Source organism: Sphingomonas sp. Ant20, from assembly GCF_000783375.1.
Taxonomy (GTDB): Bacteria; Pseudomonadota; Alphaproteobacteria; order Sphingomonadales; family Sphingomonadaceae; genus Sphingomonas; species Sphingomonas aerolata.
Genome location: NZ_JRVI01000184.1, coordinates 1 through 25,702 on the forward strand (window position 1 = coordinate 1; position 25,702 = coordinate 25,702).

The following is a 25,702-nucleotide window of genomic DNA, read 5'->3' on the forward strand; positions in this document are numbered from 1 at the left end:
ACGCGCCGAGCCCCGGCATCATCGGCGCGTGGCGGGCATAGGCGGTGAGCCCGGACGCGGACGGCACCGGCGCCGCGCGAACCGCCGCCTCGAGCTCGGCGGCGAGCGTGGCCTGCATCCGGGCGTCGGCGAGTTCCTTCCAGTTGATCACGCCATACAGGAAATCGATGCCCGCGTCGCTCGACGAGAATGGCATGAGGATGCCGCGGTACAGCGTCGTCCGCCCGCGGCTGTTGACGAATTCGGCCTCGAACCCGATCGGCGCGCGATTCGCGATGATCTGCAGATAATGATCGGTCAGCCGCGACAGCAGCGACCGGCTGGGCACGTCGGCGATCGACGTGATCGGCCCGACCAGTCCGCATTCCTCGCGCAGCTTGGCGCCGAGATAGGCGATTCGCGGATCGTCGATCGTCATCACCGCTGCGGCATCCCGATCCGCACCCGTGCCCGGATCGGTGCGGAAGTCGAGCAGCACGCTGTGCGGGCCGAAATCGGCGATCGAGCCGGGATCGAGGTCCGCGATCGTCGGATAGGGGCGTCCCCTCAGCAGTGACACCCAGTGGTTATAGGCGCGGACATGCATCCGGCGTTCGTCCCCGCCCAGATCGAACATCACGTCGTTGACGCCCGCGTCGGTCGCCCCGCCGGGAAGCCCCGTGCCGGCCTCGTCGATCTCGCCGTATTCGCCGTCCGGCTCGCGTCGCATGCCCATACCGAAAACTTCCCCGTTCACTTACGGCTGCTTGTGCACGCTGCTTGGTAAACGGCACGTAAATGCGGGTTAGCGCTTGTCACGGCAAATTTCCCCTGTTAAGCGCCGCCCCCTCGACCGGAGATATCCGTCATCGGGCCGCTTTAGCTCAGCTGGTAGAGCATCGCATTCGTAATGCGGGGGTCACAGGTTCGAGTCCTGTAAGCGGCACCATACTACAGAAGCGCGGTTGAGCAGGGCGAATTTCAAGATTTGCTCGCGTTGCGCGCTGACTCGTAGGATAATGTTGCTCAGATGTTCTCACCGCAGCAATAGGCGGGGGATGGCATGGTCCAGACATCAGGCATCCGTAAGCGGACCGCATTTTCACGGTGGCTACGGACGGGCATGGTGCCATCGGCGCTAGGTCCTGACGGTCTCGAACTCAAATCAATCCATGGCATGATCCGGCGGACGGCCGGTTTACATTTGCAGGCGCGGGGCGCCGTGATGGACCGACCCAAACCGATACGACGAGCGCCAGAAACGATCGTGCGCGTCTGGGAGCGGTCGCGCTCCAAGCCTAGGGGATAGTTATACATCGCGGACCGCAAAACCGCCAAAGGCTGAAACGCCCCGCGCCCGATCGCTCACAGGCGACGACCCGAAATCGGTAGAACGCAGGTCGGCCAAGGTGCAGTCCACGCGGATCCCGGGAGCGCGGCCCGGTGGTCAGCCGAACCCCGTCGCCGAATTCGTTGATGGCGTCGGTCAGGGACTTATGATGTTGGGGAAGGAACCGTGGCGGGAGTCCATGCTGCGCTAACAACAAATCCGGTAACGACTGTTCGCAACGCCGGCCGTGGCATCGCGGCCATGATCGACACCGCAATCACTGCTGAGGATACCCCGGCCCATATCCAGGCCTCCCGCGCGGCAAGCGCCGTTGCCAACGCCTCGGCGCGGGACATCGGTCGCGCCGCAGGAAAGGTTGCTGGGAACGTCGCGCTGGCGGTAGCGCCGGGGGCGGCGCTCTCCAAGGCTGCCGCATTGCGCCGACTCGCTATCGCGAGGCCGCGTATAACCTTTGACCCGCCGCAAATCGGCTGGGTCAAGGAGACGACCACGTCAAAAAAGGCATGGAAACCCTATAACGATTCGGCGCCCGGCGCGCGCGCCGGTCAGGCGCCAACGTTGATGCGGACGATGCCCAACGGTTCTAAGCGGCCGGTGAAGTTTGACGGCATTCAGGGCGATTTTATGGTCGACCGAAAATGGGCTGTCGTAAACAGGCCTCGTTCGCGGGCCCAGATTTTGCGGCAGCCGGAGGTATTGGTACAACACCGTCTGATCGGGACGTGGGAGGTCCCTACGCCTGTCGAGAAAACCAAGGCACTGAAACTGCTCAAGCAGATGAGCATCACGAACATTCACGTAAAGGTTGTGAAGCCATGATCGCTATGCAGGTTGCAGAAATTATCGCGGAGTATGCCGTGTTCCTCGAACTGACCGACGACGAGGAACTTAACCCTGATACCGCCGTGAAAATGATGGAAGCCTTAGCTAGCCATCTTCAAGAGATGGACAAGGGATTTCTCCGTGAGCTCGTGAATGCGTTTCCGATCATAGCGGAAGAATATAGTGGCGAGGCGCAAGAGGTGGTGCGCAACATATCTTATGGCTACTATCTTGAAGAGGCCCTTGCAGTTGAAGACCCGGTCAAGATGGCTACATTGGATGCGTTGCGCGACGCGAGGGGCTGAACGGCCGTCGCTGTGACCCATGAAACCTTCTAAATCCCACTTCGTAGCGCCGCGGTTGCGCGCGAGCGTCGTGAGGCTGTGGCGCAATAGGTACGAGCGCCACTCGCGGCCCATCGGCAGTCCGAGCTTCGTAAGCATGGTGTCCCAGGCCCGGTCGACATTCTGCACCGCTCGCCCGCGATAATTGACCAGCCAGCCGCGGCCGGCGCGGTCCCTCAATTTGATTTACGTGAGGTCGCGTATTCGGCCCATAGCCAGCGATCGAGCGTCAGAAGGACGGGCAGCAAAGCTCGATGCTTCTTGTTTTGCGTCCCGCCCTGCAGGTTCAGGTCGATCGTTCGTACACCTGGCCACCACTGCAGACTGCCGCGTTGCCATAGCGGAGTGGTGACGTTAGGAGACAACATATCATCGCATATGAGGAAGTCTCTTGGCACGCTGGACGATGCGGACTGTGACACGATTATCGGGCGGGGCTGTGCCGCTTCGGCTGCGGCACACGCTTGGCGCGATCGGCATGATGGCAGGGTCGCCGGCGGTTGCGCAGGCCGTGGAGGAACCGGCGGAGCGGAACGAGATCGTCGTGCTGGGGACCCGGACATCGCGGGACGCGACGCTTTCCTCCGATCGCGCGACCGAAGTCATGTCGCAATCAAGCCGGTCACTCGAACAGGACATCCTGCGTGCGGCGGGGACGTACCGGTTGAGCGACGCGCTGGAATTGGTGAGCGGCAGCAGCCAGCAGAATAATCGCGGGGGCTTTGCCGATAATTTCGCGATCCGCGGCTTCCTGAGCACCGCCGATGGCGGCGGCGAATATTATACCGATGGCTTCATCGCCAATCGCGGCAGCGCCCCTGCGCGGGACCCCGCGACGATCGAGCGTATCGAGATCCTCAAGGGCCCTGCCGGCGCCGTCTTTGGCGATATCGATCCCGCCGGACGGGTCAATATGGTCAGCAAGACGCCGCGTTTTGCATCACAGCGTCGGCGACGCTGCACTATGGTTCGTTCGACACGCGTCGCATCGAACTCGACGCGACGGGGCCGCTGACCGGGACGCTGGCCGCGCGGATCGTGGTCGCGACCGAAGACAGCGACGGCTACCGCGATTTCGTGACGGTGAAGCGCCGCGTCGTGTCCCCATCGCTGACCTTCCGGCCGAGCGACGCCGTACAGCTCACCTATCTCGCCCAGCATATCGTCTATGACGCGCCGTTCGACCGCGGTGTGGCGGCGGTCGATGGCGATCCGCTCGCGCTGCCGGCGTCGCGGTTTCTCGGCGAACCCTCGAACGGGCCGACGCGCGCGCGCGACACCCGCCACCAGCTGACCGGCGAAGCGCGGCTGGGTGGGACATGGTCGCTCGTCGGCGGCGTCGCCTATCGGACCGGCACGTTGCGGGGCTTTTCGGCGGATCCGTCGCGCGTCGTCGACGGACACACGCTGTGGCGGCAGCGTCGCGAACGGGGTTACGAAGTCGAGGATCTGTCCGCGCGTCTCGAAGTGCGCGGCGAAGTGCAGGCGCTCGGGCTTCATCGTCCGAGCCTGGGCATCAAGGGCAACACGCTCGACTATCTCGAACTGCTGAACCGGCGAAATCCGACAGCAGACAATCCCTATGCGATCGACGTCTTCAACCCCGTCTATGGCGAGACGCAGGCCCTGCCGCTCCTGCCCAGTATCGATCAGCGCGAAACGCGGCGCGTGGTGTCGCTCTACGCGCAGGACGCCTGGGCGGTGACCGATCGGCTCGATCTCGTCGGGGGCATCCGCCTCGACGCCTATCGGCAGCAGCTCGCGCGCAATCTCGTCAAGGCGACGACCGTGTCCAGGGGGCGCCCGGTCAATTTCCGCCTCGGCGCGCGCTATGCCGTCAGCGACGCGCTCTCGGTCCACACCAACTGGGGTGAGTCGTTCCAGCTGAATTCCGGCAGTGGCGCGGGGGGTGTCGCGTTCGCCCCCGAACAGGGGCATGGCTACGAAATCGGCGCGGCGGGCCGCTGGCGCGGTATCGATGTCGGCCTGACCTGGTTTGATATCAAAAAGAGCAACGTCCTCACGACGGATCCGAACGACGCCAATTTCCTGGCGCCGGTGGGATCGCTGACGAGCCGCGGCGTCGAATTCGATGCGTCGCTGCGGCTTGCCGCGCGGTGGCAGGCAGTGGTGAACTATGCCTGGACCCGGGCGCGCACCGACGATCGGTCGTTCGCCACGCCGCTCGCGCTGAACGTCCCCGATCATTCGGCGACCGCCTTTATCGTGCACCGCTTCGATCCCGGCACCGGCCGGGACTGGCAGATCAGCGGCGGTGTCGCCTATGTCGGCAAGCGGTCCGGCGCGACCGACGCCAGCGGGCTCATGCTGCCCGACTATGTGAAGGTGAAGGCGTCCGCCGACATCCCGCTATCGAGTTCGCTGACGGTCCGCGCCGAGGTCGATAACCTGTTCGACGAGCGCTACGCGCAAAGCTCGTACAATTCGGTCTGGATCTATCCAGGCGCGCCACGCACCGTGCGCGCGTCGTTGCGAGCGGAATTCTGAATGGCGATCACGACGGACCAGACGCGCGCTGCCGCACCCGATCGCGATATCCCGCGCAGGCGACTGGAGAGCATCGACGCGGTGCGCGGGATCGTGATGATCCTGATGCTGCTCGACCATCTGCGCGAGACATGGCTTGTCCTTGTTCCCATGCCCGATCCGGTGGATGCCAACACGGTCATGCCGGCACTCGCGATCGCGCGCTTCGCCGCCAGCTTCTGCGCGCCGATCTTCGTCGCGCTGACCGGCCTTTCCGCCTATCTCTTCGGCGTCAGCCACACGCCGCGCGAAACCGCCGCGTTCCTGGCAAAGCGCGGGTTGCTGCTGATGGCGATCGACGTGCTGTACCTGTCGCCACTCTATTGGGGGATCGTGCCTCAGCCGACCTTCTGGCTGCAGGTGATCTGGTGCCTCGGCCTGTGCATGATCCTGCTCGCCGGGCTGATACGGCTCCCCCGGCCGGCACGGATCGCCCTGGGACTGGTGCTGGTGTGTGGCCACAATCTGCTCGATCCCGTTCGGCTGCACCAGGGGGACACGCTGTTTCCGGTCTGGGCGTTGCTGCACCAGCGTGACGTGATCGCCCTGCCGTTCGGGTTCCTGGCCAGGACGACCTATCCGATCCTTCCGTGGCTGGGGGTCATGCTGCTCGGTCACGCGATCGGGCCGTGGTTTGACCGCATGGTCGAATCCGCGCAGCGCAGGCGATATCTGACGCGGCTCGGCATCGGGATGATCGTTGGCTTCATCACGCTGCGCGCGTTCAACCTCTATGGCGACGCGCCCTGGCATGTGGTCGATAACAGCCCGCTGCGGACGGCGATCAGCTTCCTGTCGATGACGAAATATCCGCCGTCGCTCCTGTTCCTGCTGCCGACCCTGGGCGGCGGAGCGCTGCTGCTGGCGCAATGCGAGCGACTGGCGAGCTCACGGCTCGTGTCCGGTCTGGCCGTCTTCGGTGCCGCACCGATGTTCTTCTATCTGTTTCATCTCACCATGCTGCGCATCCTCTATCACGCGGCGCTGGCGTGGTGGGGGCCGACCGATGGTGCGGTCTTCATGGTCGACGGCTATGCTGGGTGCTCATCTGGTACGTCGTCCTGATCATACCCTTCTCGCTCCCGACGATGTGGTTCGCGCGGTTGAAGCAGCGTCGTCGGGATATCGCTTGGCTGCGCTTTTTCTGATGGCAGGTCCGCATCGGCGCGGTGACGACGCGATCACGCGGCCCCCGCCGGGCATGCCGCAGCTCAGGCGGCGTATCTGACGGCCATCGCGACGATATGCTCGATCACCTGTTCGGGGATCGGGTTGGCGACCTCCAGCCCGAATCCCCCGAGATAGGACCACGCCACCCAACCGGGATATTGGGCGAGCCCGGGTATGTCGAGCGAGAGAAACCGGCCGATCGTGACGCCATATTCGGACTGGATATTGAAACCCCGGGACGAGACATTCTGAACGATCGCCGCGTGTGTGTCGCCGAAGCCGGTGACGATCGTCACGGGGAGGCTGATCGCACGCCGCGTGCAATTGCGTCGATCGAGCAGATCGTGGCTGATGTCGCTGGCGAGGCGGCGGTAGGTCTTCATACGCCACATCTAGGCCATCAACCCTAATGCCGCGTTAAGCACGCGTCGCTCGCGTCAAAAGGCGGCGAACCCGTAATCCGCGTCCTCGTCGATACCAACCGGGGCGGGGGGCGTGGTGGTCGCCGATCGAGACGAGCGCAGGCGCGTGTCGCGCTGTAGGTCCGGTTGTTCGGTCATCTGCCGAATTGCCCCGGCGCCACGCTGCGCGCCTTCGATGCGGAATTTCGCCGCCTGGTCCGACAGCGCTGCGACTTCGGCGGTCAGGTTGCGCGCCGCCGCGGAGGTCTGTTCGACCATCGCCGCATTCTGCTGCGTTGCCTGGTCCATCGCGCCGACCGCCATGCTGACCTCGGTAATCGCGCTCGACTGCGCACGATTGTCGTCCGCGATCCCGGCGAGCAGCGTGTGCACGCCGCGCACATCCGTCGAGATCGCCGACAGCGCACCATCGACCCGCTGCACGCGTTCCACCGCGGTGCCGATATCGGCCTGCGTCGCGGTCAGCTGGTCGCGCGCGCGTCCGGCCTCCTCCTCGGCGCGCATCGCCAGCGCGGAGACGAGATCGGCGACCACCGCAAACCCGCGACCCGCCTCGCCCGCACGCCCTGCCTCGACCGCGGCGTTCATCGCCAGCACGCGCGTCTGGAACGCGATCTTGTCGAGTCCTTCGATCACGCTGTCGATCCCCGTCGCGCTTTCGCTGACCCGGGTCATCGCCTGGACCGCCTCGTCCGCGATCCTGCGCCCGTCCGCCACGGTGGTGATCGCGCCGTCCGCCCGCTCGACGGTCTGGCCCGCGGCGACCGCGGTAGCCCTGAGGCGCTGATCCATCTGCGCGATCGCCGCCGCGGTCTGCTCGAGGCTGGCCGCGTTGCTTTCGGTGCGCCGGGCGAGATCCTCGCTCGCCTGCGCGATCTCCTGTGATCCGGTCCGGATCATCATCGCCCCTTGCGCGACCGATCCGATCAGCCCGCGCAGGCTGGCGAGCGCGCTGTTGAAGTTGCTCTTGAGCCCGGTGAACGGCGCGTGCAGATCGGCGACTACCTCGCGGTCAGATCGCCCTGCGCCAGTGCGGTGAGGCCGGTACCCAGGCTGTCGACGATCAGTGCCGCCTGGGCCTGTTTCGCTGCCTCGGCCGCCTGGAGTTGGTTCCGGAACGCCAGCATCGCCTTCGCCATGTCGCCCAGTTCATCGCCGCGATCCGCGCCGGTCACCTCGGCGGCGAGATTGCCGTCGCCGAGTGCGCGCATCGTGCCGGCGAGGACCACGATCGGCCGGACGACCCGGCGCTGTGCGACCATCACGAATGCCAGCGTTCCGGCAATGCCGACCGCCAGCGTGATGGCGAGCAGGATCATCGCGATCGTGCCGAGCTGCTCCGCTTTCTCGGCGGACCGTGTCGAATTCGTCTCGATCGCATCCGACGCCGCGCCCATCGACACTTCCAGCACGCGGAACTGATCGAAGAACCCGGGCAGCATCGCACGCGCGGCGACCGGATCGCGGCCGACGCGATCGATGACCTGCGTCGCAGCGCGGACATAGGCCTCCATCGGCGCCGCCAGCCTGGAAGTTACCGCGGCGACCGCAGCATCGCCGGTGTACGCCGAATCCGCTGCGATCCCCTCGCGCAGGGCGACGAGATGCTCGCGGAAATCCTTCTGGATATCATCCGGCTTGATCGCGCTGCCGGGCTCCGCTGCCTGGAATGTCGCGAGCACGTCGCTGCGGATCGCGTCGTGCATCATGTCCGCGCCTGGTGATTGGAAAGCAGCGTCGTCGCATCGGTCAGACGGTGCAGCGCGGCGCTCTGCATCCACGCCGCGCCGATGCCGGTCGCACCGCAGAGCAGCATCAGTCCGAACAGGACCACGCCCGCCATCCGGATCATACGGGTCAGCGACATCGCATCACGCGACCGGGACTTCGTCATCATCATGTTTTGCTGGCCTGTTCCGTACTGGGACACGTTTCGATTTCTATAATAGGCGGGAATGCAGTGCTCGGAGGTGGCGCGTGGATATTATGACGGTGCCTCGACTGGTCGGACCCGCCCTATTACTCTCCGCGGCCTGGACGTTACCTGCCTGGGGGCAGTCCGGCCCGCCAGAAGTCGTGCAAGACCCCCCGCCACGTGCCGTCGCGATCACGGGACGCTATGTCGTCGATCTCATGGGCAACGTCGCTGGCGGCGACGCGCGGGGCGCGCGGGTGCTCGACAATCTCGAGGTCACGGCCGATGGCGACCTCGACCGGCTGGCCGGCTGGCGCGGCGCGCGCGCGCATCTCCATGTGCTGAGCAATCAGGGGGGGATCGATCAATGCGCTGGCGGGGACGGTGCAGGGCGTCGACAATATCGAGGTCGCTGACGGCCGCGTGAAGCTGTACGAGGCGTGGGTCGAACAGGATCTTGCGGGTGGACGCGCCGCGCTGCTGGTCGGGCTGTCCGATCTGAACGTCGACTTCTACCAGAATGACTCCGCGGGCATGCTGGTCGCGCCGGCGTTCGGCATCGGCTCGGAGCTCGCGGCGACGGGGCCCAACGGGCCTTCGATCTTCCCCTCGACCGCGCTGACGATGCGACTGAAGACGTCGATCGGCACATCTGGCTATTTCCACGCTGCCGTCGTGAATGCGCGGGCAGGGGTGTTGGGCGATACGACGGGGATCGACCTCGGAATGCACGACGGCGCGCTTCTGATCGCGGAGGCCGGGACACGCGCCAACGGCAAGCTGGCGTTCGGTGCGTGGCGCTACACGCGGCGTCAGGACGACATGCGGGCGTGCGACGGCAACGGCGATCCGGTCAAACGAACGGCGATCGGTGCCTATGTACTGGTCGATCAGCGGCTGGTCGGTGACGACGGCCGGGGCATCGATCTGTTCCTGCGCGCGGGCATATCGGACGGGAAGACGACGCCGTTTCGCGGCGGTTTTCAAACCGGGCTGCTCGCACGCGGCCTCGTTCCCGGACGGCCCGACGGGCAATTCTCGATCGGCGTCGCGCAGGGCCTGTTATCGCAGGCTCTGCGTCAGACGGTGCGCGATGCCGGCGATCACGCCGACGCCGCGGAGACGGGGATCGAGATCACCTATCAGGATCGGGCGGCGCCCTTCCTCGCGGTCCAGCCCGACGTGCAATATGTTCGCCGCGCCTATGCCGGCGCAGGCCGCCGGTCGGCGTTCGTGGTCGGGCTGCGGCTGATAGCCGAATTTTCACGTCGCTGACGGTCAGCCTCATCGCGGCTCCTGCGGATCCCCGAGGACTGGCGTTGCCGTGAGCAACGGCCAGCCGCGTCCGATCCGCGCACCCGGCTCAGGCGGCCTGTGACTGAAGCGCGTGCATGCGAGAGACGAAGGGAAGCGTTTCGACGAACGGCACGGGGCGGCTGAAATAATAGCCCTGCGCGCTGTCGCACTTCTCTGCGACCAGGATATTCAGCTGATCGAGCGTCTCGACCCCCTCGGCGGTCGACAGGATCCCGAGGCTCCCGCAGAGCCCCGTCACCGCACGCACGATCGCCAGGCTGTCGCTGTTGGTGCCGAGATCGCGGACGAACGATTGATCGATCTTGACCCGGTCGAACGGGAAATTGCGGATATGGCTCAGCGACGAATAGCCCGTGCCGAAATCATCGAGCGAGATGAGCACGCCCAGTTGCTTGATGTCACGCAACTGTTTCAGGACGCTCGCCGTGTCGTCGAGCATCGCGCTTTCGGTGATCTCCAGTTCGAGGCGGCGCGGATCGAGGCCGCTGACACGCAGCGCGTGGGCGACGACGGCCGGCAGCGTCCCCGACTTGAACTGCAGCGCGGAGAGATTGACCGCGATCTTGACGCTGTCCGGCCAGCATGCCGCATCCCGACAGGCGCGCGTCAGGACGAATTCGCCAACCGCGCCGATCAGCCCGATCTCCTCGCACACGCTGATGAATTCGTTCGGGGGGATGATGCCGCGCTCGGGATGATACCAGCGTGCGAGTGCCTCAAAGCCGACCACCGCATGCGTGCCGATCGCGACCTGCGGCTGGTAGTGAACCTCGAACTCTTCCGATTTCAGTGCACGGCGCAGTTCGATCTCGAGCTCGCGCCGGCGGGTTGCGAAGACGTGCATGTCGGGCGTGTAGAAACAATAATTGCCGCGCCCGCCCGCCTTGGCGCTGTACAGCGCGAGATCGGCATTGCGGAGCATCACGTTGGGGTCGAGCGCGTCGACCTCGACCATGGCGACGCCGATGCTCGCGCCGATCTGGATATGGTGACCGCCAATCTCGAAGGGTTGCGTCAGTGCCTCGATGATGCGGCGGCACAGTTGCTCGATCGCATGGTCCGACGTGACATGCTGGACGAGGACCGAGAATTCGTCGCCACCCAGCCGGGTCACGACGTCATGATGCCGGACCAGCGTGACCAGTCGCGATGCCACCGCGACGAGCAGCGCGTCGCCGACCGGGTGGCCGAGCGTGTCGTTGACGAGCTTGAACCGGTCGAGGTCGAGACACAGCATCGCGCAACGATCGCCGCTGCGGGCGTTGCGCATCATCTCGTCGAGCCGTTCGCGCAGCATGGTTCGGTTGGGAAGATCGGTCAGGGCATCGTGCCGCGCCAGATGCGCGAGGCGCGCGGACGCGTTGCGCGCTTCGGTGACGTCGGCAACGGTGTCGAGAAAACCGCCATCGACCAGCCGGGTGCGCTCGATCGTAATGGTCCGTCCATCCGGCCAGCGCTGTTCGATCCTCGCGCCATAGGCGGAGGCCGCGCCGTCATATTCCTCGACCAGTCGACGATGCTCGTCGGCCGTACTGACCGACAGACAGGGACTGTTGCTGAGCAGCTGGTCGAGCGTCAGGCCCGGGACGGCATGATCGAGCCCGTATATGTCGAGGAACCGCTGATTGGTCAGCACCAGCCGCCGGGACGCATCGAACAGAGCGAGCCCCTGGTTCATGTTGTCGAGCGCGGCCTTGAACCGCAGGTTCTGAAGCGCGCTTTCCGCCAGCGCGACCTCCAGCTCCTGCGCCATCAGGCGGTTCGCGCGATCCGATCGCCGCCGGTCGACATCGGTTTCGGCATAGGTCGCCGACACCAGCGCGAGCAGGCGATCCGTGTCGATCCCGCCGTCGGGCCGTCGCGCGCGTTCCGCCTGGCGTGCCGCGATCCGGTGGAGCACCGGCGGCTCGGTAGTGATCGGGGGCGGGGGCTTCACGCACATTCCCCGATCAGCGTGATCGTCATCGTCTGATTGTGGAGGCACGGCACCGCGGTCTGATTTTGCGGCGCGATCTCGCCATAGGAATAGAAGCCCGCCAGCGCGATGTCCGGGCCGAGCGCGGTGGCGACCGCGGCGATTTCCTCTTCGGTGCGCTGGCCCATCAGCAGCCTCCGCCCGACACAGCTGATCGCGAGGCACGCTGAGGGTAAAGTCCCCCACGCGGTCGTCTGGTCGAGCGCATGGTGCACCGCGGTCGACGCGCCGTTGATCAGCTCGTCGAACATCCCGCGCATCAGCCGTGCCTTCCACCCCTGCGGCATGTCGCCGGCAAAGGTCAGCGTCCCGGCGTCACGGTCGATGGCGAGCAATGTGCGCACGACGCGAACATCGGGGTGGGCGGGATCCCAGATCTCGAGCGGATAGAGCAGCCCCGATGCAGGCAGATCCACCGCCTCCTCACCGAGATAGCGCTCGTACAGCGCGAGAGCCGGCTCATGGTCGAGTCCGCGCAGTGTCGATCCCGCCGCATCGTTGATCGTGCGTACGGGGCCGAACGGCTGCCAGCCGCCCGCGCTGCCATGCGCGAACCGGACATGGTCGCCGTAGAAGCCGATGGCGGCGACGACGTCTGCGTGGTGTTCGCCGCGTGCCAGGATCCGCGTGTCCGCAAACCGCGCGCCATCGCCTGCCAGCCCGCCGCTCAGCGCGACGCGATCGCCGATCACCGTGCGCAGACCGGCGACGAGGGCGCTGCCATTGACGTTCAGGCCGTTCGACAGGACGAATATCCCCGACAGCCCGTCGGCTGAGAGGTCCTTGCCAAGCGCGGCACCGGCCGAAAACGACAGGTCGGACGATGGCAGCGGCTGGACCGCGAGGCGCAGCTCGGTCCGGTCGAATCCCATGCCGAGGATGACGACCCCGTCGTCGTCGAGCCGATCACCTTCGACCATCGTCCCCGAACTGCAGCCGACGATCATCGCGGTGTCGTAGCGGTGCGCGAGACGGTCGATGAGCGTGCGATCGGCAAGGCGGTCGGTCGGGCCGAACACGATCACCAGATCGGGGGCCGCTGGGAACATCGCCGATTCGCTGTTCGCGTTGATTTGCTTCGACCACATGAGCGCCGTCCCGGAAATGGCAGTGAACGCTGCTTGTGCCGGTGGACTGGTTTCCGGCCTGTTGCCGGCGACCTAAGGGAAACCCCTTAGTCAGCGCGTCGATTCCTCCCCCGCCGAAGCGGACGGCTCGCACATGAACGGCCTAAGCCCATTGAGAACGAAACGGGAACAGGATAGAAGTGCCGTCATCGAGTCGGCAGGAGGATCAGGTGATGGGCAGGGACGATGACGGGGTTGAAACGACGCGTGAGACATTCGGCAGGTGGCTGCTGAAACAGCGCGATCGCGGCGACTGGATCGATCCGGTCGCGGATGCAGCACGCGCCGATCGTCAGTTTCCGAAGGACGGCGACCCGGAAGCCGTACGCAAGCGCCTGCGCGAGATGTCGGCGGATGGCGATGCGTTCGCGGCGATCGACGATGCCGAACTGGACTGGATGGTGCAGTAATGGGCGCGAGACTTCGCCTGGCGCTGGTGCCGGCAGATCCGCGCCAGGCGTTGCGCCAGCTGGCCGACGAACGCGGAGAGAGCCTTTCCGCCCTGTCGCGCATGATCGACCGGTCGCCCGGCTATTTGGCGCGCTTCATCAACGAGGGGCGTCCGGCGGCCCTGACCTGCGACAATCACCAGCAGCTCTGCACGTATCTCGGCGCGGGGGAGTTCGGGCTCGGGATTCGCGACATCTGGGTCCCGCGCACATGACGCGGCGCTGCATCGGGCGCCGTGCGTGACCAATGTCCGATCCTGCAAAACCGCCCACGCGTGCGCGGCTGATCTACACCGCGCTGTGCGTGCTCGACCAGACGATCGACGATTGCTGTCCGCACCCGGTGAGGCCAAATCCGGGGCTGCGGCTGGCGTTGGCCTTGCTGCATTTCTGGGGTGAGGGCGACCGGTCGCCGTTCGACCAGTTCTGGCGGGTGGTCACCGCGGCACCCAATGCGATCACGCGGACGCCGGACACGCGGGCGACCTATGCCCGGACCTATCTTAGCGCGATCTGCCGGCAGGTCGGAATGCCGCTCAGCGTCGATATGCTGATCGGCCTGCGCAAGGCGCGCGGCCTGCCGACCTATGAACGGCCGCCCGCCGCTTGCCTGTGCCCGGTGATGGCAGAAGCGCCACAAGACGACGGCGGCGACCCGATAAAGGCCGTTGGACGCTCGCCCGATCGCGATGCTGCCGTTGGAAAAGGAGGGCAGGGCGCGTGACGGGGCGCTGTCTGTCTCGATCCGGGATTCGCGGACGACATGAGGCTTGTCCGCCGCGGCCATATTTGAGACGCTCGTCGCAGAGCTTACTGCTCCAAGACGGTAAGAGCTCGGCATCCCGCCCGCGACATCGACGGTGTCACACGGAGCGGGCGGGATGCTTCACACATTATCAACTAGTTGATCCTAATCAAGCACTCGAGGCTCTCGCCTCCAGTGACGAGTACCCTCGGCGCCCCGCCATGATCTTTCACACGGACATGCGGGGCGCTTTTCTCGTCTTTGGCCAAGACACGGGATCCATGCCGTAGCGGACAGCTGGGCGGGTCTGGCAAACGCTCCACGACTCCAGCGAGCATATACTCCCAGAGCAGCGGTTCCCGACCCGCGCTATCGATCCTGGCCGGCGAGTAATGCGCCGAGTTGTTCGAGCTGCTCCGGCAATCCTGCCGCCGAGCCCTGCAGTGCCTCGTCGAGCGCCTCCCGGGACGGATAGAATTCGCGAAACGTCAGCAGCGTCAGTGCATCGCGGTCCTCGAAGGTCACCGTCGTGATCGCGCCCTCTTCGCCTTCGTCATTGGTCCAGACGATGCGGTCGTTCGGTACCACCTCGATATACCGGCCGTAGAAGGTCATGATATCGGAGCCGCCGGCGCTGAACCCCAGCCGGTATGTGCCGCCGGTGCGGACGTCGAGGTCGCAAGCGACCAGCGAAATGCCGGCGACGGACTTCGGTACCCACCATCGCTGGAAGAGATCGGCCTGGCTCCACGCCTCATAGACCGTGCTGCGCGGCGCATCGAATATCCGCGTTACGACGAGTTCGCGATCGCCGCAGCGCTCGACCGCATTGCTACCCTGGCCGTTCATCGTTTTCCTCCTGCTTCAGGTCACGGATCACATTCTCCAATACGGCAAAGCGGGCCTCGCAAAGCTGCCGGTGTGCCTCGATCCACATCGCCCCCGCGGCGAGGCCGCGCGCGCCATCGCCAATTTGGCGCCGGTTTATCACCGGGCATATCGGCCCACAGCGTAAAAAATGCGCCAGCTATATGCGCGCTATATGCCATTTCCCGGAATCGATCTCGAATTGCTACGATCGATGCGCCTAATCGCACATCTCTGAAGGCATCGTCGTGTGACGAGCGCCGTTCAAGGGGTGCATCAATGAAGTTCCGTCATGCGGCCATGGTCGTCGCGATCCTCGCTCTTCCCGTCACCGCGCAGGCGCAATCGACACCCGGCGACAAGGCCGAGGCGGCTGCGGATACGGCCCCGCCGGCAACGCTGACGGTCAGCGGTTCGGCGGCGATCGCCTCCGACTATCGGTTTCGCGGCGTGTCGCAGTCCGACCGGGAAATGGCCGTCCAGGGCGGCATCACGGTGTCGCATGAGAGCGGACTCTATGCCGGCGTCTGGGGATCGAACCTTGCCGGCTGGGGGACGTTCGGCGGCGCCAATATGGAGCTCGATCTGATCGGGGGCTACAAGGTGAAGCTGGCCGACAATGCGACGCTCGACGCCGGGCTGACCTGGTACATGTATCCGGGTGGCGCGGACAACACCGACTTTGCCGAGCCCTATGCCAAGCTCAGCGGCACCGCCGGCCCCGCAACGCTGACCGCGGGCGTCGCCTATGCGCCCAAACAGCAGGCGATCGGCAAATGGTATGCGACCGGCGCCGATGCCGCGGCGGGCCTCTATACGAGTCCGGGCGACAAGGACGACAATCTGTACCTGTGGGGCGACGGCGCGCTTGCGCTGGCCGGTACGCCGATCACCGCCAAGGCGCATGGCGGGCATAGCTGGGGGCAGGACGGGCTAGGCCCCAACGCGACCGCGGTCGCGCCGACCGGCGAATATTGGGACTGGTCGCTCGGCGCGGATGCGACCTGGCACAACCTCACCTTCAACGTGTCGTACATCGACACCGACATTTCGGGCGCCGAGGCGATCTATCTGCGCCCCAGTTTCAGCAAGGGACAGGACGGCAGCGGCAATATCGCCGGCGGCACCATCGTCGCGTCGCTCACCGCGGCCTTTTGAGGAGAGATGGTGATGGACGACCTGATCTGGATCCTCGTCATGGTCGGGCTGGTGGCGGCGACGCTCGCTTATGCCCGGCTCTGCGACAACGCGTGAGGACGCACGCATGACGCTCGACCTCTGGCTCGCGGCGCTGACCGCGCTTGGCCTTCTCGTCTACCTGGTGGCGGTCCTGATCCGCCCCGAACGCTTCTGAAGGAGGCGGACACCATGACATTCCAGGGCTGGATCCTGATCCTCGGCTTCGTCGCCATCCTGCTCGCGCTGACCAAACCGGTCGGCGTGTGGCTTTTCACGCTGTACGAGGGACGGAGGACGCCGCTCCACATCGTGCTCGGCCCGGTCGAGCGCGGTTTCTACAAACTGGCCGGGATTGACCCGAATGCCGAGCAGGGGTGGCGGCGGTATGCGCTCCACATGCTGCTGTTCAACGTTATGTTGATGGCGTTTACTTATGCCGTGCTGCGCTTGCAGGGCGTGCTGCCGGGGAACCCGCAGGGGCTGGCCGGGCTCAGCCCGAACCTCGCGTTCAACACCGCGATCAGCTTCACCACCAACACCAACTGGCAGAGCTATGGCGGGGAATCGACGATGTCGAACCTCAGCCAGATGCTGGGGCTGACTATCCACAATTTCCTGAGCGCGGCCACCGGCATCGCGCTCGCCTTCGCGCTGTTCCGCGGTTTCGCGCGGCGCGAGTCCAAGGCGATCGGCAATTTCTGGGCGGATATGACGCGCGTCACGCTCTATGTCCTGCTGCCGATCTCGATCGTCTATGCTTTGTTCCTGATCGCCAGCGGCGTGCCGCAGACGATGGCGGGCGTCGTCGACGTCCAGACGCTGGAGGGCGCGAAACAGTCGCTTCTGCTCGGCCCGGTCGCGAGCCAGGAGGCGATCAAGATGCTCGGCACCAATGGTGGCGGCTTCTTCAACGCGAACTCCGCGCATCCGTTCGAGAACCCGACCGCGCTGACCAACCTCGTCCAGATGCTGTCGATCTTCCTGATCGGCTTCGGGCTGACCTGGACGTTCGGCAAGGCGGTCGGCAACACCAAGCAGGGCTGGGCGATCCTGTCGGCGATGCTGATCCTGTTCCTCGCCGGCGTCACCGTCACCTATTGGCAGGAAGCCGCGGGCAACCCGGTGCTCCAGCGTCTCGGCGTCGCGGGCGGCAACATGGAGGGCAAGGAGGTCCGCTTCGGGATCGCCGCGTCCGCCTTGTTCTCGGTCGTCACGACCGCGGCGTCGTGCGGTGCGGTCAACAGCATGCATGACAGCTTCACCGCGCTCGGCGGGATGATTCCGCTGTTCAACATGCAGCTTGGCGAGGTCGTGATCGGCGGCGTCGGCGCAGGGATTTACGGCTTCCTGCTGTTCGCGATCCTCGCGGTGTTCGTCGCTGGGCTGATGGTCGGGCGCACACCCGAATATGTCGGCAAGAAGATCGAAAGCCGCGAAGTGAAATTGGCGGTGCTGGCGATCGCGGTGCTGCCGTTGATGATCCTCGGGCTGACCGCGCTGTCATCGGTGTTGCAGCAGGGGCTGGCGGGGCCGCTCAACAAGGGGCCGCATGGCTTCTCGGAGATTCTCTACGCCTTCACCAGCGCGGTCGCCAACAACGGCTCCGCCTTTGCGGGTCTGACCGCCAACACGCCCTATTACAACGGGCTGCTGGGCGTCGCGATGTGGGTCGGGCGGTTCTTCATCATCGTGCCGATGCTCGCCATCGCCGGGAGCCTGGCCGCGAAGAAGTACACGCCCGAAAGCGCGGGCTCGTTCCCGACGACGGGCGGGCTGTGGGTGGGGCTGCTGGTCGGCATCATCCTCATCTTGGGTGGTCTCACTTTCCTGCCGGGCCTCGCGCTCGGTCCCATCGCCGATCATCTCGCGATGATCAGCGGCACATTGTCCTGATCGGGGGCCACCATGGCAAAGACCCAGACAAAAAGCCTGTTCACGGCCGACCTCGTCGTCCCCGCGATCAAGGCGTCGTTCCTCAAGCTCAATCCGAAGGAACTCGTTCGCAATCCAGTGATGTTCGTTACCGCCGTGGTCGCGGCGTTGATGACCGTCCTGCTCGTGGTCGGGCAGGATAACCTGTCGATCGGCTTCAAGCTCCAGCTCGTCATCTGGTTGTGGCTGACCGTGCTGTTCGGCACGTTTGCTGAAGCCTTGGCCGAAGGGCGCGGCAAGGCGCAGGCGGCGTCGTTGCGCGCGACCAAGGCGGAACTGACCGCCAAGCGGCTCAAAGGCGACGGGCGCGAGTTCGACGCGGTGCCCGCCAGCCAGCTCAAGGTCGGTGATATCGTGCTGGTCGAGACCAACGACCTGATCCCGTCGGACGGCGATGTCGTTTCGGGTGTCGCCTCGGTCAACGAGGCGGCAATCACCGGCGAGAGCGCGCCGGTGATCCGCGAGGCGGGCGGCGACCGCTCGGCGGTGACGGCGGGCACGCGCGTCATTTCCGATGAGATCCGCGTCAAGGTGACGGTCGAACCCGGCAAGGGGTTCCTCGACCGGATGATCGCGCTGGTCGAGGGGGCCGAGCGGCAGAAGACGCCGAACGAGATCGCACTGACGCTGCTGCTCGTCGGGCTGACGATCATCTTCCTGATCGCGGTCGGCACTGTCCCGGGCTTCGCGTCCTATGCCGGCGGGTCGATCCCGGTGGCGATGCTGGCGGCGTTGCTCATCACGCTGATCCCGACGACGATCGCCGCCTTGCTGTCGGCGATCGGGATCGCGGGCATGGACCGGCTGGTGCGCTTCAACGTGCTCGCCAAGTCGGGACGCGCGGTCGAGGCGGCAGGCGACATCGACGTCCTGTTGCTCGACAAGACCGGTACGATCACGATCGGCGACCGGCAGGCGAGCGAGTTCCGCGCGGTCTCCGGCACCAGCGCGCAGCAATTGGCCGAAGCCGCGTTGATCGCCAGCCTGGCGGACGAAACGCCGGAAGGCCGCTCGATCGTGCTGCTCGCGCGGCAAACATTCAACGTCGCGATCACCGCGCTCCCTACCGGGGCCGAGATCATCCCGTTCACCGCGCAGACCCGCATTTCGGGCGTGAAGATGGCCGACACCTTGATCCAGAAGGGGGCGGTGGACTCGATCCTGCGCGCCAATGCCGGATCGGGCGAAACCGCCGCGGCGACCGAACTGCGCCGGATCACCGACGAGATCGCCCGCGCGGGCGGGACACCGCTGGCGGTGGCGCAGGACGGGCGCCTGCTCGGCGCGATCTTCCTCAAGGACGTGGTCAAGGCCGGCATCCGCGAGCGGTTCGGCGAGCTGCGTGCGATGGGCATCCGCACGGTTATGATCACCGGCGACAACCCGCTGACCGCCGCGGCGATCGCGGCCGAGGCCGGGGTGGACGATTTCCTCGCCCAGGCGACGCCCGAGGACAAGCTGGAGCTGATCCGCAAGGAACAGACCGGCGGCCGGCTCGTCGCGATGTGCGGTGACGGCACCAACGATGCGCCTGCCTTGGCGCAGGCCGATGTCGGGGTCGCGATGAACACCGGCACGCAGGCGGCGCGCGAGGCGGGCAACATGGTCGATCTCGACAGCGATCCGACCAAGCTGATCGAGGTCGTCGGCCTCGGCAAGCAGCTGCTGATGACGCGCGGGGCGCTGACGACCTTCTCGGTCGCCAACGACGTCGCGAAATATTTCGCGATCATCCCGGCGATGTTCGTCGTGCTCTATCCGGGGCTCGGCGTGCTCAACGTTATGCGGTTGGGGAGCCCGAAAGCGCGATCCTGTCGGCGATCATCTTCAACGCGGTCATCATCCCGTGCCTCGTCCCGCTGGCACTACGCGGCGTCGCCTACAGGCCGATGGCAGCCGGACCGCTGCTCGCACGCAACCTCGCGGTGTACGGTCTGGGTGGCCTCGTCGCACCGTTCATCGGCATCAAGCTCATCGACCTTGTGGTCGGTGGCCTCGGTCTCGCATAAGGAAAGACAGACATGGGCAAGGATTTCACCTCCGCGCTGCGGCCGGCGATCGTCATGACGATCCTGTTCGCGGTCCTTCTCGGGCTCGTCTACCCGCTCGCCATGACCGGGATCGGCCAGGCGATCTTCCCCTCTCAGGCGAACGGCAGCCTGGTGCGCGATGCGCGCGGGACCGTCATTGGCTCGACCGTGGTGGGGCAGGCGTTCACGACCGATCGCTACTTCCAGACGCGGCCATCGGCGGCCGGCAAGGGCTATGACGGTCTGGCGTCGTCGGGGTCGAATCTCGGACCGGCGAGCCAGGCGCTGGTCGATCGCGTGACGCCCGACGTCGCGAAACGCCGTGCCGAGGGTGTGGCTGGTCCGGTGCCTGCCGATCTGGTCACCGCCAGTGGTTCGGGCCTCGACCCCGACCTGTCGCCCGCCGCCGCGCTGACGCAGGCGCCACGCATCGCGCGTGTTCGCGGCGTGTCGGTCGAGCGGGTTCGCGCTTTGGTCACGGATGCAACGGATGCGTCCATCCTCGGGGAGCCGCACGTCAACGTGCTGGCGCTCAACCGCGCGCTCGACGGCCTGTCGGCCTCGGGCGCGCCCGCGCGCTGATGCCGGTCTCGGGTGACGGCAGACCTGACCCCGACGCCTCCTGCGCGCTGCTGCGCAGGAGGGCAGGGGGCGTTTCAAGGTGTTCCTCGGCGCCGCGCCCGGAGTCGGCAAGACGTTCGAGATGCTGTCCGAGGGCGCGGCGCGGCGCCGCGACGGCGTCGACGTCGTCGTCGGCGTGGTCGAGACGCACGGCCGGGCGGAAACCCAGGCGCTGACCCGCGGCCACGAGATCATCGCGAGGCGGGCGATCGCCTATGAGGGCCGCACGCTGGAGGAAATGGATCTCGATGCGATCCTCGCGCGGGCGCCGCGTCTCGTCCTCGTCGACGAGCTCGCACATAGCAACGCGCCGGGCAGTCGCCACCCCAAACGCTATCAGGACGTAGAGGAACTGCTGGTCGCCGGGATCGACGTCTATTCGACCGTCAACATCCAGCACGTCGAGAGCCTGAACGACATCGTCGCCAGCTTCACCCGCGTCCGGGTCCGCGAGACGGTACCCGACAGCGTGCTGGAAATGGCCGAGATCGAGGTCGTCGACATCCCGCCCGACGAGCTGATCGAGCGACTGCGCGCGGGCAAGGTGTATCTGCCGCACGAGGCGACGCGGGCGCTGTCGCACTTCTTCTCCAAATCGAACCTGTCCGCTTTGCGCGAACTGGCGCTGCGGCGCGCGGCACAGGCGGTCGACGCGCGGATGCTCGACGACGTTCGTGCACTCGGGCTCGGCGGCACCTGGGCGGGCAGCGACCGGATCGTCGTCGCGATCAACGAACTGCCCGGTGCCGACACGCTCGTGCGCGCCGCCAAGCGCGTGGCCGACGGTCTGCGTGGCCCCTGGACCGCGCTCTTCATCGAAACCCCGCGCGTCGCGAATTTCTCCGACGCCGAACATCAACGCGTTGCCGCGGCGATGACGCTGGCGACGCAGCTCGGTGCAGCCGTCGCGACGGTGCCTGCGACCGATGTGGTGGCGGGTATTCAGGGCTTTCTCGCCGATGCCCGCGCGACGCAGCTGGTCATGGGAAAGTCGCACCGGTCGCGGTGGTTCGAGTTCCTGCACGGTTCGGTCGTCGACCGCGTGATCCGCGATACCCCGGGGGTCACCGTCCATGTGCTGCCCGTGGCTGCAGACCCGCGCGGCCGGGAACGCGGCCGGCGCCGGCCGGCGCGGTGGGGTACGCCCGCCGGCTATATAGTTACGACCGCACTCGTCGCGAGCGTCACCGGCGTCGCCAGTGCCCTGTTCCACATCCTCGATCTCGGCAACGTCGCGCTGTTGTACCTGTTGCCGGTCATGGCCGCCGCCAGCCTCTATGGCCTGCGGACCGGTCTTTACGCGGGGATCGCCTCCAGCCTTGCCTACAACTTCTTCTTCCTGCCGCCGGTCGGTACGCTGAGCATCAGCAATCCCGAAAATCTGGTCTCTGTCGTCGTCCTGCTCGCCATCGCGGTCGCGACGAGCCAGCTGACCTCACGTGTCCGGGCGCAGGCGGATCTGGCCGCGGCGAGTGCGCGGACCAACGCGACGCTTGCCGGTTTTCTGCGCCAGATCACGAGCGTCAACGACATCGACGTCGCGGCGCAGATGATCTGCGACGACGTCCGCGGGCTGCTCGACGTACAGGTCGTCCTGCTGGTGCCCGGGATCGGCAAGAGCCTGGAGATCCTCGCGGCCAGCGATGCCGGCTATCATCTCGGCACGATGGATACCGCCGCGGCGACCTGGGCGCTGGACACGGGGATGGCGGCCGGGAAAGGATCGGGCACGCTTGCGGCATCGGAGTGGCTGTTTCAGCCGCTGAAGGCCGGCGGCCGCGTGCTGGGCGTGCTGGGCGTGGCGAAGGATAGCGCGGCCGACCCGGTCCGCGCCGACCAGCTGCCGCTGCTCAGCAGCCTGCTCGACCAGTCCGCCTTGGTGCTCGAGCGGTTGCGGCTCGAGGTCGAGATGCGCGATGTCGAGACCGTGCGGACGCGCGACCGCCTGCGCGCGGCGCTGCTGTCGTCGGTGAGCCATGACCTGCGCACGCCGCTTACCGCGGTCATTGCCGCGGCGGACCAGCTCGAGCATGGCGCGACGCCCGACCTGATCGCGACGATCAAGGCCGAGGCCGCGCGGCTCAATCGTTTCGTCGCCAATCTGCTCGACATGGCCCGGGTCGAGGCGGGCGCATTGAAGCTTAACATCGAACCGACCGACCTCAGCGATGCGGTCACCGGCGCGGCGCACGATGCGCGGCGCGCGCTGGAGGGCCATGCGGTTCGGCTCGACGTCCCGCCCGATCTTCCACTGGTCTACACCGACCCGCAGCTGCTCCATCATTGCCTGCTCAACCTGCTCGACAATGCGGGGCGCTACGGCGATCCCGGGACCGAGATCGTGATCGAGGGGCGGCACCGGTTCGGCGAGCTTCGTCTGGCGGTCATGGATCACGGACCCGGCCTGCCGCCGGGCAAGGAAACCGAAGTGTTCGAGACGTTCCGCCGCCTCGAAGGGTCCGATCGCGCGGTGGGTGGAACGGGGCTCGGCCTCGCGATCGTCAAGGCGTTCGCGGAGGCGATGGACATGATGGTCGAGGCCGGGAACCGCAACGATGGTAGCGGAGCCGCCTTCGCACTGATCTTCCCCCGCGCGCTCATCGTCCGCGACCTCAAACCCGAAAGCATCGCCTGAATGCCCGCAAAGATTCTCGTGGTGGACGACGAAGCCGCGATCCGCCGCCTGCTGCGCAACACGCTCACCCGCGCGGGCTATGCCGTGGTCGAGGCCGAGGACGGGCGGCAGGCGCTGCAGCAGGCGGCGGTCGAGCATCCGAGCGCGGTCCTGCTCGACCTCGGTCTGCCCGACCGCGACGGGTTGAGCCTCATCCCGCTGCTGCGGACGCACGGCGATGCCGTGATCCTGGTGGTGTCGGCACGCGATGCGGTCGACGAGAAGGTCACGGCACTCGACCTGGGGGCGGATGATTTCATCACCAAGCCGTTCGACAGCGAGGAACTGCTCGCCCGCCTGCGCGTGGCGCTGCGTCATCATGGACTGTCTGAAACCACGCCTAAGATCGTGCGCACCGGTGACGTCAGCATCGATCTCGATCGTCGGGTCGTGTTCCGCGGCGACGAGGAACTGCATCTCACTCGCAAGGAGCATGACGTGCTCGCGGTGCTCGCCCGGCACATCGGCCGCGTCGTGACGCATCAGCGCGTGCTCGCGGCGGCCTGGGGCGGCGAGGAAGACCCGCGCGTCGAATACCTCCGCATCGTCATCCGCAACCTGCGGCAGAAGCTGGAGCACCCGGGACCAGTCGGCAGCGTGATCGCCAACGAACTGGGCGTCGGCTACCGCTTGCGTGCCGATGCGTAGCGAGGTCCTTGCGGATATCTCGATTGACATAGCATCGACGGGCACCGCGACTTGGATGCCTGACCGATGCCGGTGTCCTCGTCAGGCGGCCGTGCTGACGGGCGTTTCCGAAATGAGCGACAGATACAGGTTCGCGAGTTCGTAATGGCGGGCGCAGGCGCTTGGATCTTCGGTGGCGGCGGCCATTGCAATTTCCTGCTCGGCTCGCCGTTCGAAATAGCACCGATCTGCGTCCGTCATCGTCAAGCCCCTCGCGCAGCATCGCCCGCGTGTGTTCCGCCGCCGGCGAGTGCCAGCCATGCGGCGTCCTAGGCGCGGGACCAGATCGCGACAAGACCTATTGTTCGCTATATGTTCTTTGGCTAAGGACCCTCAATCCGTGGCGAAGTCCGTGCGTGTCGGTCGGACTCCGGAGGGCTCGTGCAGTACAGTTCTGGGTGCGCGTCCGTTGACGAATGGATACATGCCAAATCGGGCTGAACTATAGCCGTTTGGGATGTTCATGAAAAGTAAATAGAAATTGTTCTCAGATGCATCCATGGCTTATGATTTCTCCATGACCGATCTATCCTATCCAGTCGGTGATGATACCCAGCGTGTGGTGCTGCAACTCCAGAACGCGATACTCAAGAGGATTGCACGGGGCGAGAGTCTGGACGTGACCTGCCGGTCGTATGCGAGAAGGTCGAGCAGCTGGTGCCCGGCGTGATCTGTTCGGTCCTGACGGTCGACCGCGCGGGCAGGATGCATCCGCTGGCCGGCCCCAGTCTTCCGGAGTCGTATTCGCAGGCGATCGATGGCGCCGCGATCGGGCCGCTGGCGGGGTCGTGCGGCACCGCCGCGTATCTTGGCACCGACGTCAGCGTCGCGGATATCGCGACCGATCCGCGCTGGGCCGATTTCAAGCATCTGGTGGCGCCGCTTGGTCTGCGCGGCTGCTGGTCGAGTCCGATATCAAATCCGGACGGCGTTACCGTGGCGACCTTTGCCTTTTACTACCGCGAAGCGCGGGGGCCGACGGCGTTCGAACGCGTGCTCGTCGAGCATTGCCTGCATCTCTGCCTGATCGCCATTGACCGCCATAATCGCGTCGTCGAACATGAGCGGCGCGCCTTTACCGACACACTGACCGAGCTGCCCAACCGGGCCGCCTTCAATGCGGCATTGGCCGATATCCGGGAACGGGCGGTCGAGCGCTGGGCGCTGTTCGTGCTCGATCTCGACAATCTGAAGGTGATCAACGACACGTTCGGGCATCCGGCCGGCGATGCTGTCCTGCGAATCGTCGGTCAGCGCATCGCGGCGGCGGGGGAGCCCGGGCGGACCTTTCGGGTCGGCGGCGACGAATTCGCGCTGATCCTGGAGTCGGCGGACGATCTAGCCGAACCCGATGCGATCGCGCAGCGGATCCTCGATGCGCTGGGCCGACCCGCCGATTGCGGCGGCCAGATCGTCGTGCCGCGCGCGACCATCGGTGGCGCGGTCTATATCGCGGGCGATCCCGTCACCGACCTGTGCGCCAGAACGCTGATTTCGCATTGTATCACGCAAAGGATACCGCGCGCGGCAGCTTCGTGATGTATTCGGC

At 65.9% G+C, this 25,702-nt stretch carries 22 protein-coding genes, 1 tRNA gene and 4 pseudogenes; 19 read left to right on the forward strand and 8 right to left on the reverse strand.

All coding sequences use genetic code 11. The features are described 5' to 3' along the window. Positions 1 to 715, reverse strand: a pseudogene (locus NI18_RS17330) (hypothetical protein); the annotation flags it as partial. Positions 716 to 852: 137 nt separating this feature from the next. Between NI18_RS17330 and NI18_RS17335 the strand changes: the two are divergent. The 6 genes from NI18_RS17335 to NI18_RS17355 all read left to right on the forward strand — a co-directional run bounded on the left by NI18_RS17335 (position 853) and on the right by NI18_RS17355 (position 6,108). After that, positions 853 to 928 (forward strand) — tRNA-Thr (locus NI18_RS17335). Between the two features lie 642 nt (positions 929 to 1,570). Continuing rightward, positions 1,571 to 2,149, forward strand: a complete 579-nt coding sequence (locus tag NI18_RS17340; RefSeq protein WP_037531773.1) for a hypothetical protein — start codon at positions 1,571 to 1,573, stop codon at positions 2,147 to 2,149. After that, the gene (locus NI18_RS17345; protein WP_031440215.1) at positions 2,146 to 2,457 is read left to right on the forward strand and encodes a hypothetical protein; all 312 of its coding nucleotides are present in this window, start codon (positions 2,146 to 2,148) and stop codon (positions 2,455 to 2,457) included. Before NI18_RS17340 ends, NI18_RS17345 begins: the two co-directional genes overlap by 4 nt. A 478-nt stretch (positions 2,458 to 2,935) precedes the next feature. Next, positions 2,936 to 3,511 carry a TonB-dependent receptor plug domain-containing protein gene (locus tag NI18_RS27295; RefSeq protein ID WP_306286488.1) on the forward strand — a complete coding sequence of 192 codons (576 nt, stop codon included), beginning with the start codon at positions 2,936 to 2,938 and terminating at the stop codon, positions 3,509 to 3,511. Between the two features lie 23 nt (positions 3,512 to 3,534). Then, positions 3,535 to 5,004, forward strand: coding sequence for a TonB-dependent receptor (locus tag NI18_RS17350; RefSeq protein ID WP_306286489.1), 1,470 nt, complete (start codon positions 3,535 to 3,537; stop codon positions 5,002 to 5,004). Continuing rightward, positions 5,005 to 6,108, forward strand: coding sequence for a heparan-alpha-glucosaminide N-acetyltransferase domain-containing protein (locus tag NI18_RS17355; protein ID WP_347574879.1), 1,104 nt, complete (start codon positions 5,005 to 5,007; stop codon positions 6,106 to 6,108). A 146-nt stretch (positions 6,109 to 6,254) separates the two neighbouring features. Here NI18_RS17355 and NI18_RS17360 read toward each other — a convergent pair whose 3' ends face one another. The 3 genes and pseudogenes from NI18_RS17360 to NI18_RS27300 all read right to left on the reverse strand — a co-directional run bounded on the left by NI18_RS17360 (position 6,255) and on the right by NI18_RS27300 (position 8,529). After that, a complete protein-coding gene (locus NI18_RS17360; RefSeq protein ID WP_037531776.1) occupies positions 6,255 to 6,596 on the reverse strand; it encodes a PilZ domain-containing protein in 342 nt (113 codons plus the stop codon). A gap of 54 nt (positions 6,597 to 6,650) precedes the next feature. Then, positions 6,651 to 7,927: pseudogene (locus tag NI18_RS23620) on the reverse strand (methyl-accepting chemotaxis protein); the annotation flags it as partial. Between the two features lie 413 nt (positions 7,928 to 8,340). Next, complete coding sequence (locus tag NI18_RS27300) at positions 8,341 to 8,529, reverse strand: hypothetical protein (protein ID WP_306286490.1); 189 nt, start codon at positions 8,527 to 8,529, stop codon at positions 8,341 to 8,343. Between the two features lie 182 nt (positions 8,530 to 8,711). On the opposite strand from NI18_RS27300, the gene NI18_RS27305 reads away from it, so the two are divergent. Continuing rightward, entirely contained in the window at positions 8,712 to 8,966 is a 255-nt protein-coding gene (locus NI18_RS27305; RefSeq protein WP_306286491.1) for a hypothetical protein, read from the forward strand. Next, positions 8,935 to 9,825 carry a carbohydrate porin gene (locus tag NI18_RS17375; protein ID WP_306286492.1) on the forward strand — a complete coding sequence of 297 codons (891 nt, stop codon included), beginning with the start codon at positions 8,935 to 8,937 and terminating at the stop codon, positions 9,823 to 9,825. Before NI18_RS27305 ends, NI18_RS17375 begins: the two co-directional genes overlap by 32 nt. Before the next feature lie 88 nt (positions 9,826 to 9,913). On the opposite strand, the gene NI18_RS17380 is transcribed toward NI18_RS17375, so the two are convergent. After that, positions 9,914 to 11,803, reverse strand: coding sequence for an EAL domain-containing protein (locus NI18_RS17380; RefSeq protein WP_198527060.1), 1,890 nt, complete (start codon positions 11,801 to 11,803; stop codon positions 9,914 to 9,916). After that, positions 11,800 to 12,930 carry an FIST N-terminal domain-containing protein gene (locus tag NI18_RS17385; RefSeq protein ID WP_052149301.1) on the reverse strand — a complete coding sequence of 377 codons (1,131 nt, stop codon included), beginning with the start codon at positions 12,928 to 12,930 and terminating at the stop codon, positions 11,800 to 11,802. Before NI18_RS17385 ends, NI18_RS17380 begins: the two co-directional genes overlap by 4 nt. 212 nt (positions 12,931 to 13,142) lie before the next feature. On the opposite strand from NI18_RS17385, the gene NI18_RS17390 reads away from it, so the two are divergent. The 3 genes from NI18_RS17390 to NI18_RS17400 are packed head-to-tail and all read left to right on the forward strand — an operon-like array spanning position 13,143 to position 14,142. Continuing rightward, complete coding sequence (locus tag NI18_RS17390; protein ID WP_031440221.1) at positions 13,143 to 13,379, forward strand: hypothetical protein; 237 nt, start codon at positions 13,143 to 13,145, stop codon at positions 13,377 to 13,379. Continuing rightward, positions 13,379 to 13,633 carry a transcriptional regulator gene (locus NI18_RS17395; protein ID WP_052149302.1) on the forward strand — a complete coding sequence of 85 codons (255 nt, stop codon included), beginning with the start codon at positions 13,379 to 13,381 and terminating at the stop codon, positions 13,631 to 13,633. The genes NI18_RS17390 and NI18_RS17395 overlap by 1 nt, the downstream gene beginning before the upstream one ends. A 32-nt stretch (positions 13,634 to 13,665) precedes the next feature. Continuing rightward, positions 13,666 to 14,142, forward strand: coding sequence for a hypothetical protein (locus NI18_RS17400; RefSeq protein ID WP_031440223.1), 477 nt, complete (start codon positions 13,666 to 13,668; stop codon positions 14,140 to 14,142). A gap of 390 nt (positions 14,143 to 14,532) precedes the next feature. Here the strand turns inward: NI18_RS17400 and NI18_RS17405 are convergent, their stop codons facing one another. Next, complete coding sequence (locus tag NI18_RS17405) at positions 14,533 to 15,012, reverse strand: SRPBCC domain-containing protein (protein WP_031440224.1); 480 nt, start codon at positions 15,010 to 15,012, stop codon at positions 14,533 to 14,535. Positions 15,013 to 15,309: 297 nt separating this feature from the next. Here NI18_RS17405 and NI18_RS17410 point away from each other — a divergent pair, with 297 nt between their 5' ends. The 7 genes and pseudogenes from NI18_RS17410 to NI18_RS17440 all read left to right on the forward strand — a co-directional run bounded on the left by NI18_RS17410 (position 15,310) and on the right by NI18_RS17440 (position 24,114). Beyond that, entirely contained in the window at positions 15,310 to 16,188 is an 879-nt protein-coding gene (locus NI18_RS17410) for a TorF family putative porin (protein ID WP_037531780.1), read from the forward strand. 106 nt (positions 16,189 to 16,294) lie between these two features. Further along, positions 16,295 to 16,384 (forward strand): K(+)-transporting ATPase subunit F, encoded by a 90-nt coding sequence (kdpF, locus tag NI18_RS17415; RefSeq protein WP_037531783.1) that lies wholly within the window; start codon positions 16,295 to 16,297, stop codon positions 16,382 to 16,384. A gap of 14 nt (positions 16,385 to 16,398) precedes the next feature. Continuing rightward, positions 16,399 to 18,102 carry a potassium-transporting ATPase subunit KdpA gene (gene kdpA / locus NI18_RS17420; RefSeq protein ID WP_037531785.1) on the forward strand — a complete coding sequence of 568 codons (1,704 nt, stop codon included), beginning with the start codon at positions 16,399 to 16,401 and terminating at the stop codon, positions 18,100 to 18,102. Between the two features lie 12 nt (positions 18,103 to 18,114). After that, positions 18,115 to 20,150: pseudogene (kdpB, locus tag NI18_RS17425) on the forward strand (potassium-transporting ATPase subunit KdpB). A gap of 12 nt (positions 20,151 to 20,162) precedes the next feature. Beyond that, on the forward strand, positions 20,163 to 20,753 hold the full coding sequence (gene kdpC / locus NI18_RS17430; RefSeq protein ID WP_031440228.1) for a potassium-transporting ATPase subunit KdpC: 591 nt from the start codon (positions 20,163 to 20,165) through the stop codon (positions 20,751 to 20,753). Then, positions 20,753 to 23,427 (forward strand): annotated as a pseudogene (locus NI18_RS17435) (sensor histidine kinase KdpD). The gene kdpC and the pseudogene NI18_RS17435 overlap by 1 nt, the downstream one beginning before the upstream one ends. Beyond that, on the forward strand, positions 23,428 to 24,114 hold the full coding sequence (locus NI18_RS17440; RefSeq protein ID WP_031440230.1) for a response regulator transcription factor: 687 nt from the start codon (positions 23,428 to 23,430) through the stop codon (positions 24,112 to 24,114). Positions 24,115 to 24,195: 81 nt separating this feature from the next. Here the strand turns inward: NI18_RS17440 and NI18_RS25880 are convergent, their stop codons facing one another. Next, positions 24,196 to 24,354 (reverse strand): hypothetical protein, encoded by a 159-nt coding sequence (locus tag NI18_RS25880; RefSeq protein WP_156363512.1) that lies wholly within the window; start codon positions 24,352 to 24,354, stop codon positions 24,196 to 24,198. Between the two features lie 456 nt (positions 24,355 to 24,810). Here NI18_RS25880 and NI18_RS27310 point away from each other — a divergent pair, with 456 nt between their 5' ends. Next, the gene (locus NI18_RS27310; protein WP_306286493.1) at positions 24,811 to 25,692 is read left to right on the forward strand and encodes a sensor domain-containing diguanylate cyclase; all 882 of its coding nucleotides are present in this window, start codon (positions 24,811 to 24,813) and stop codon (positions 25,690 to 25,692) included. Positions 25,693 to 25,702 lie beyond the last annotated feature (10 nt).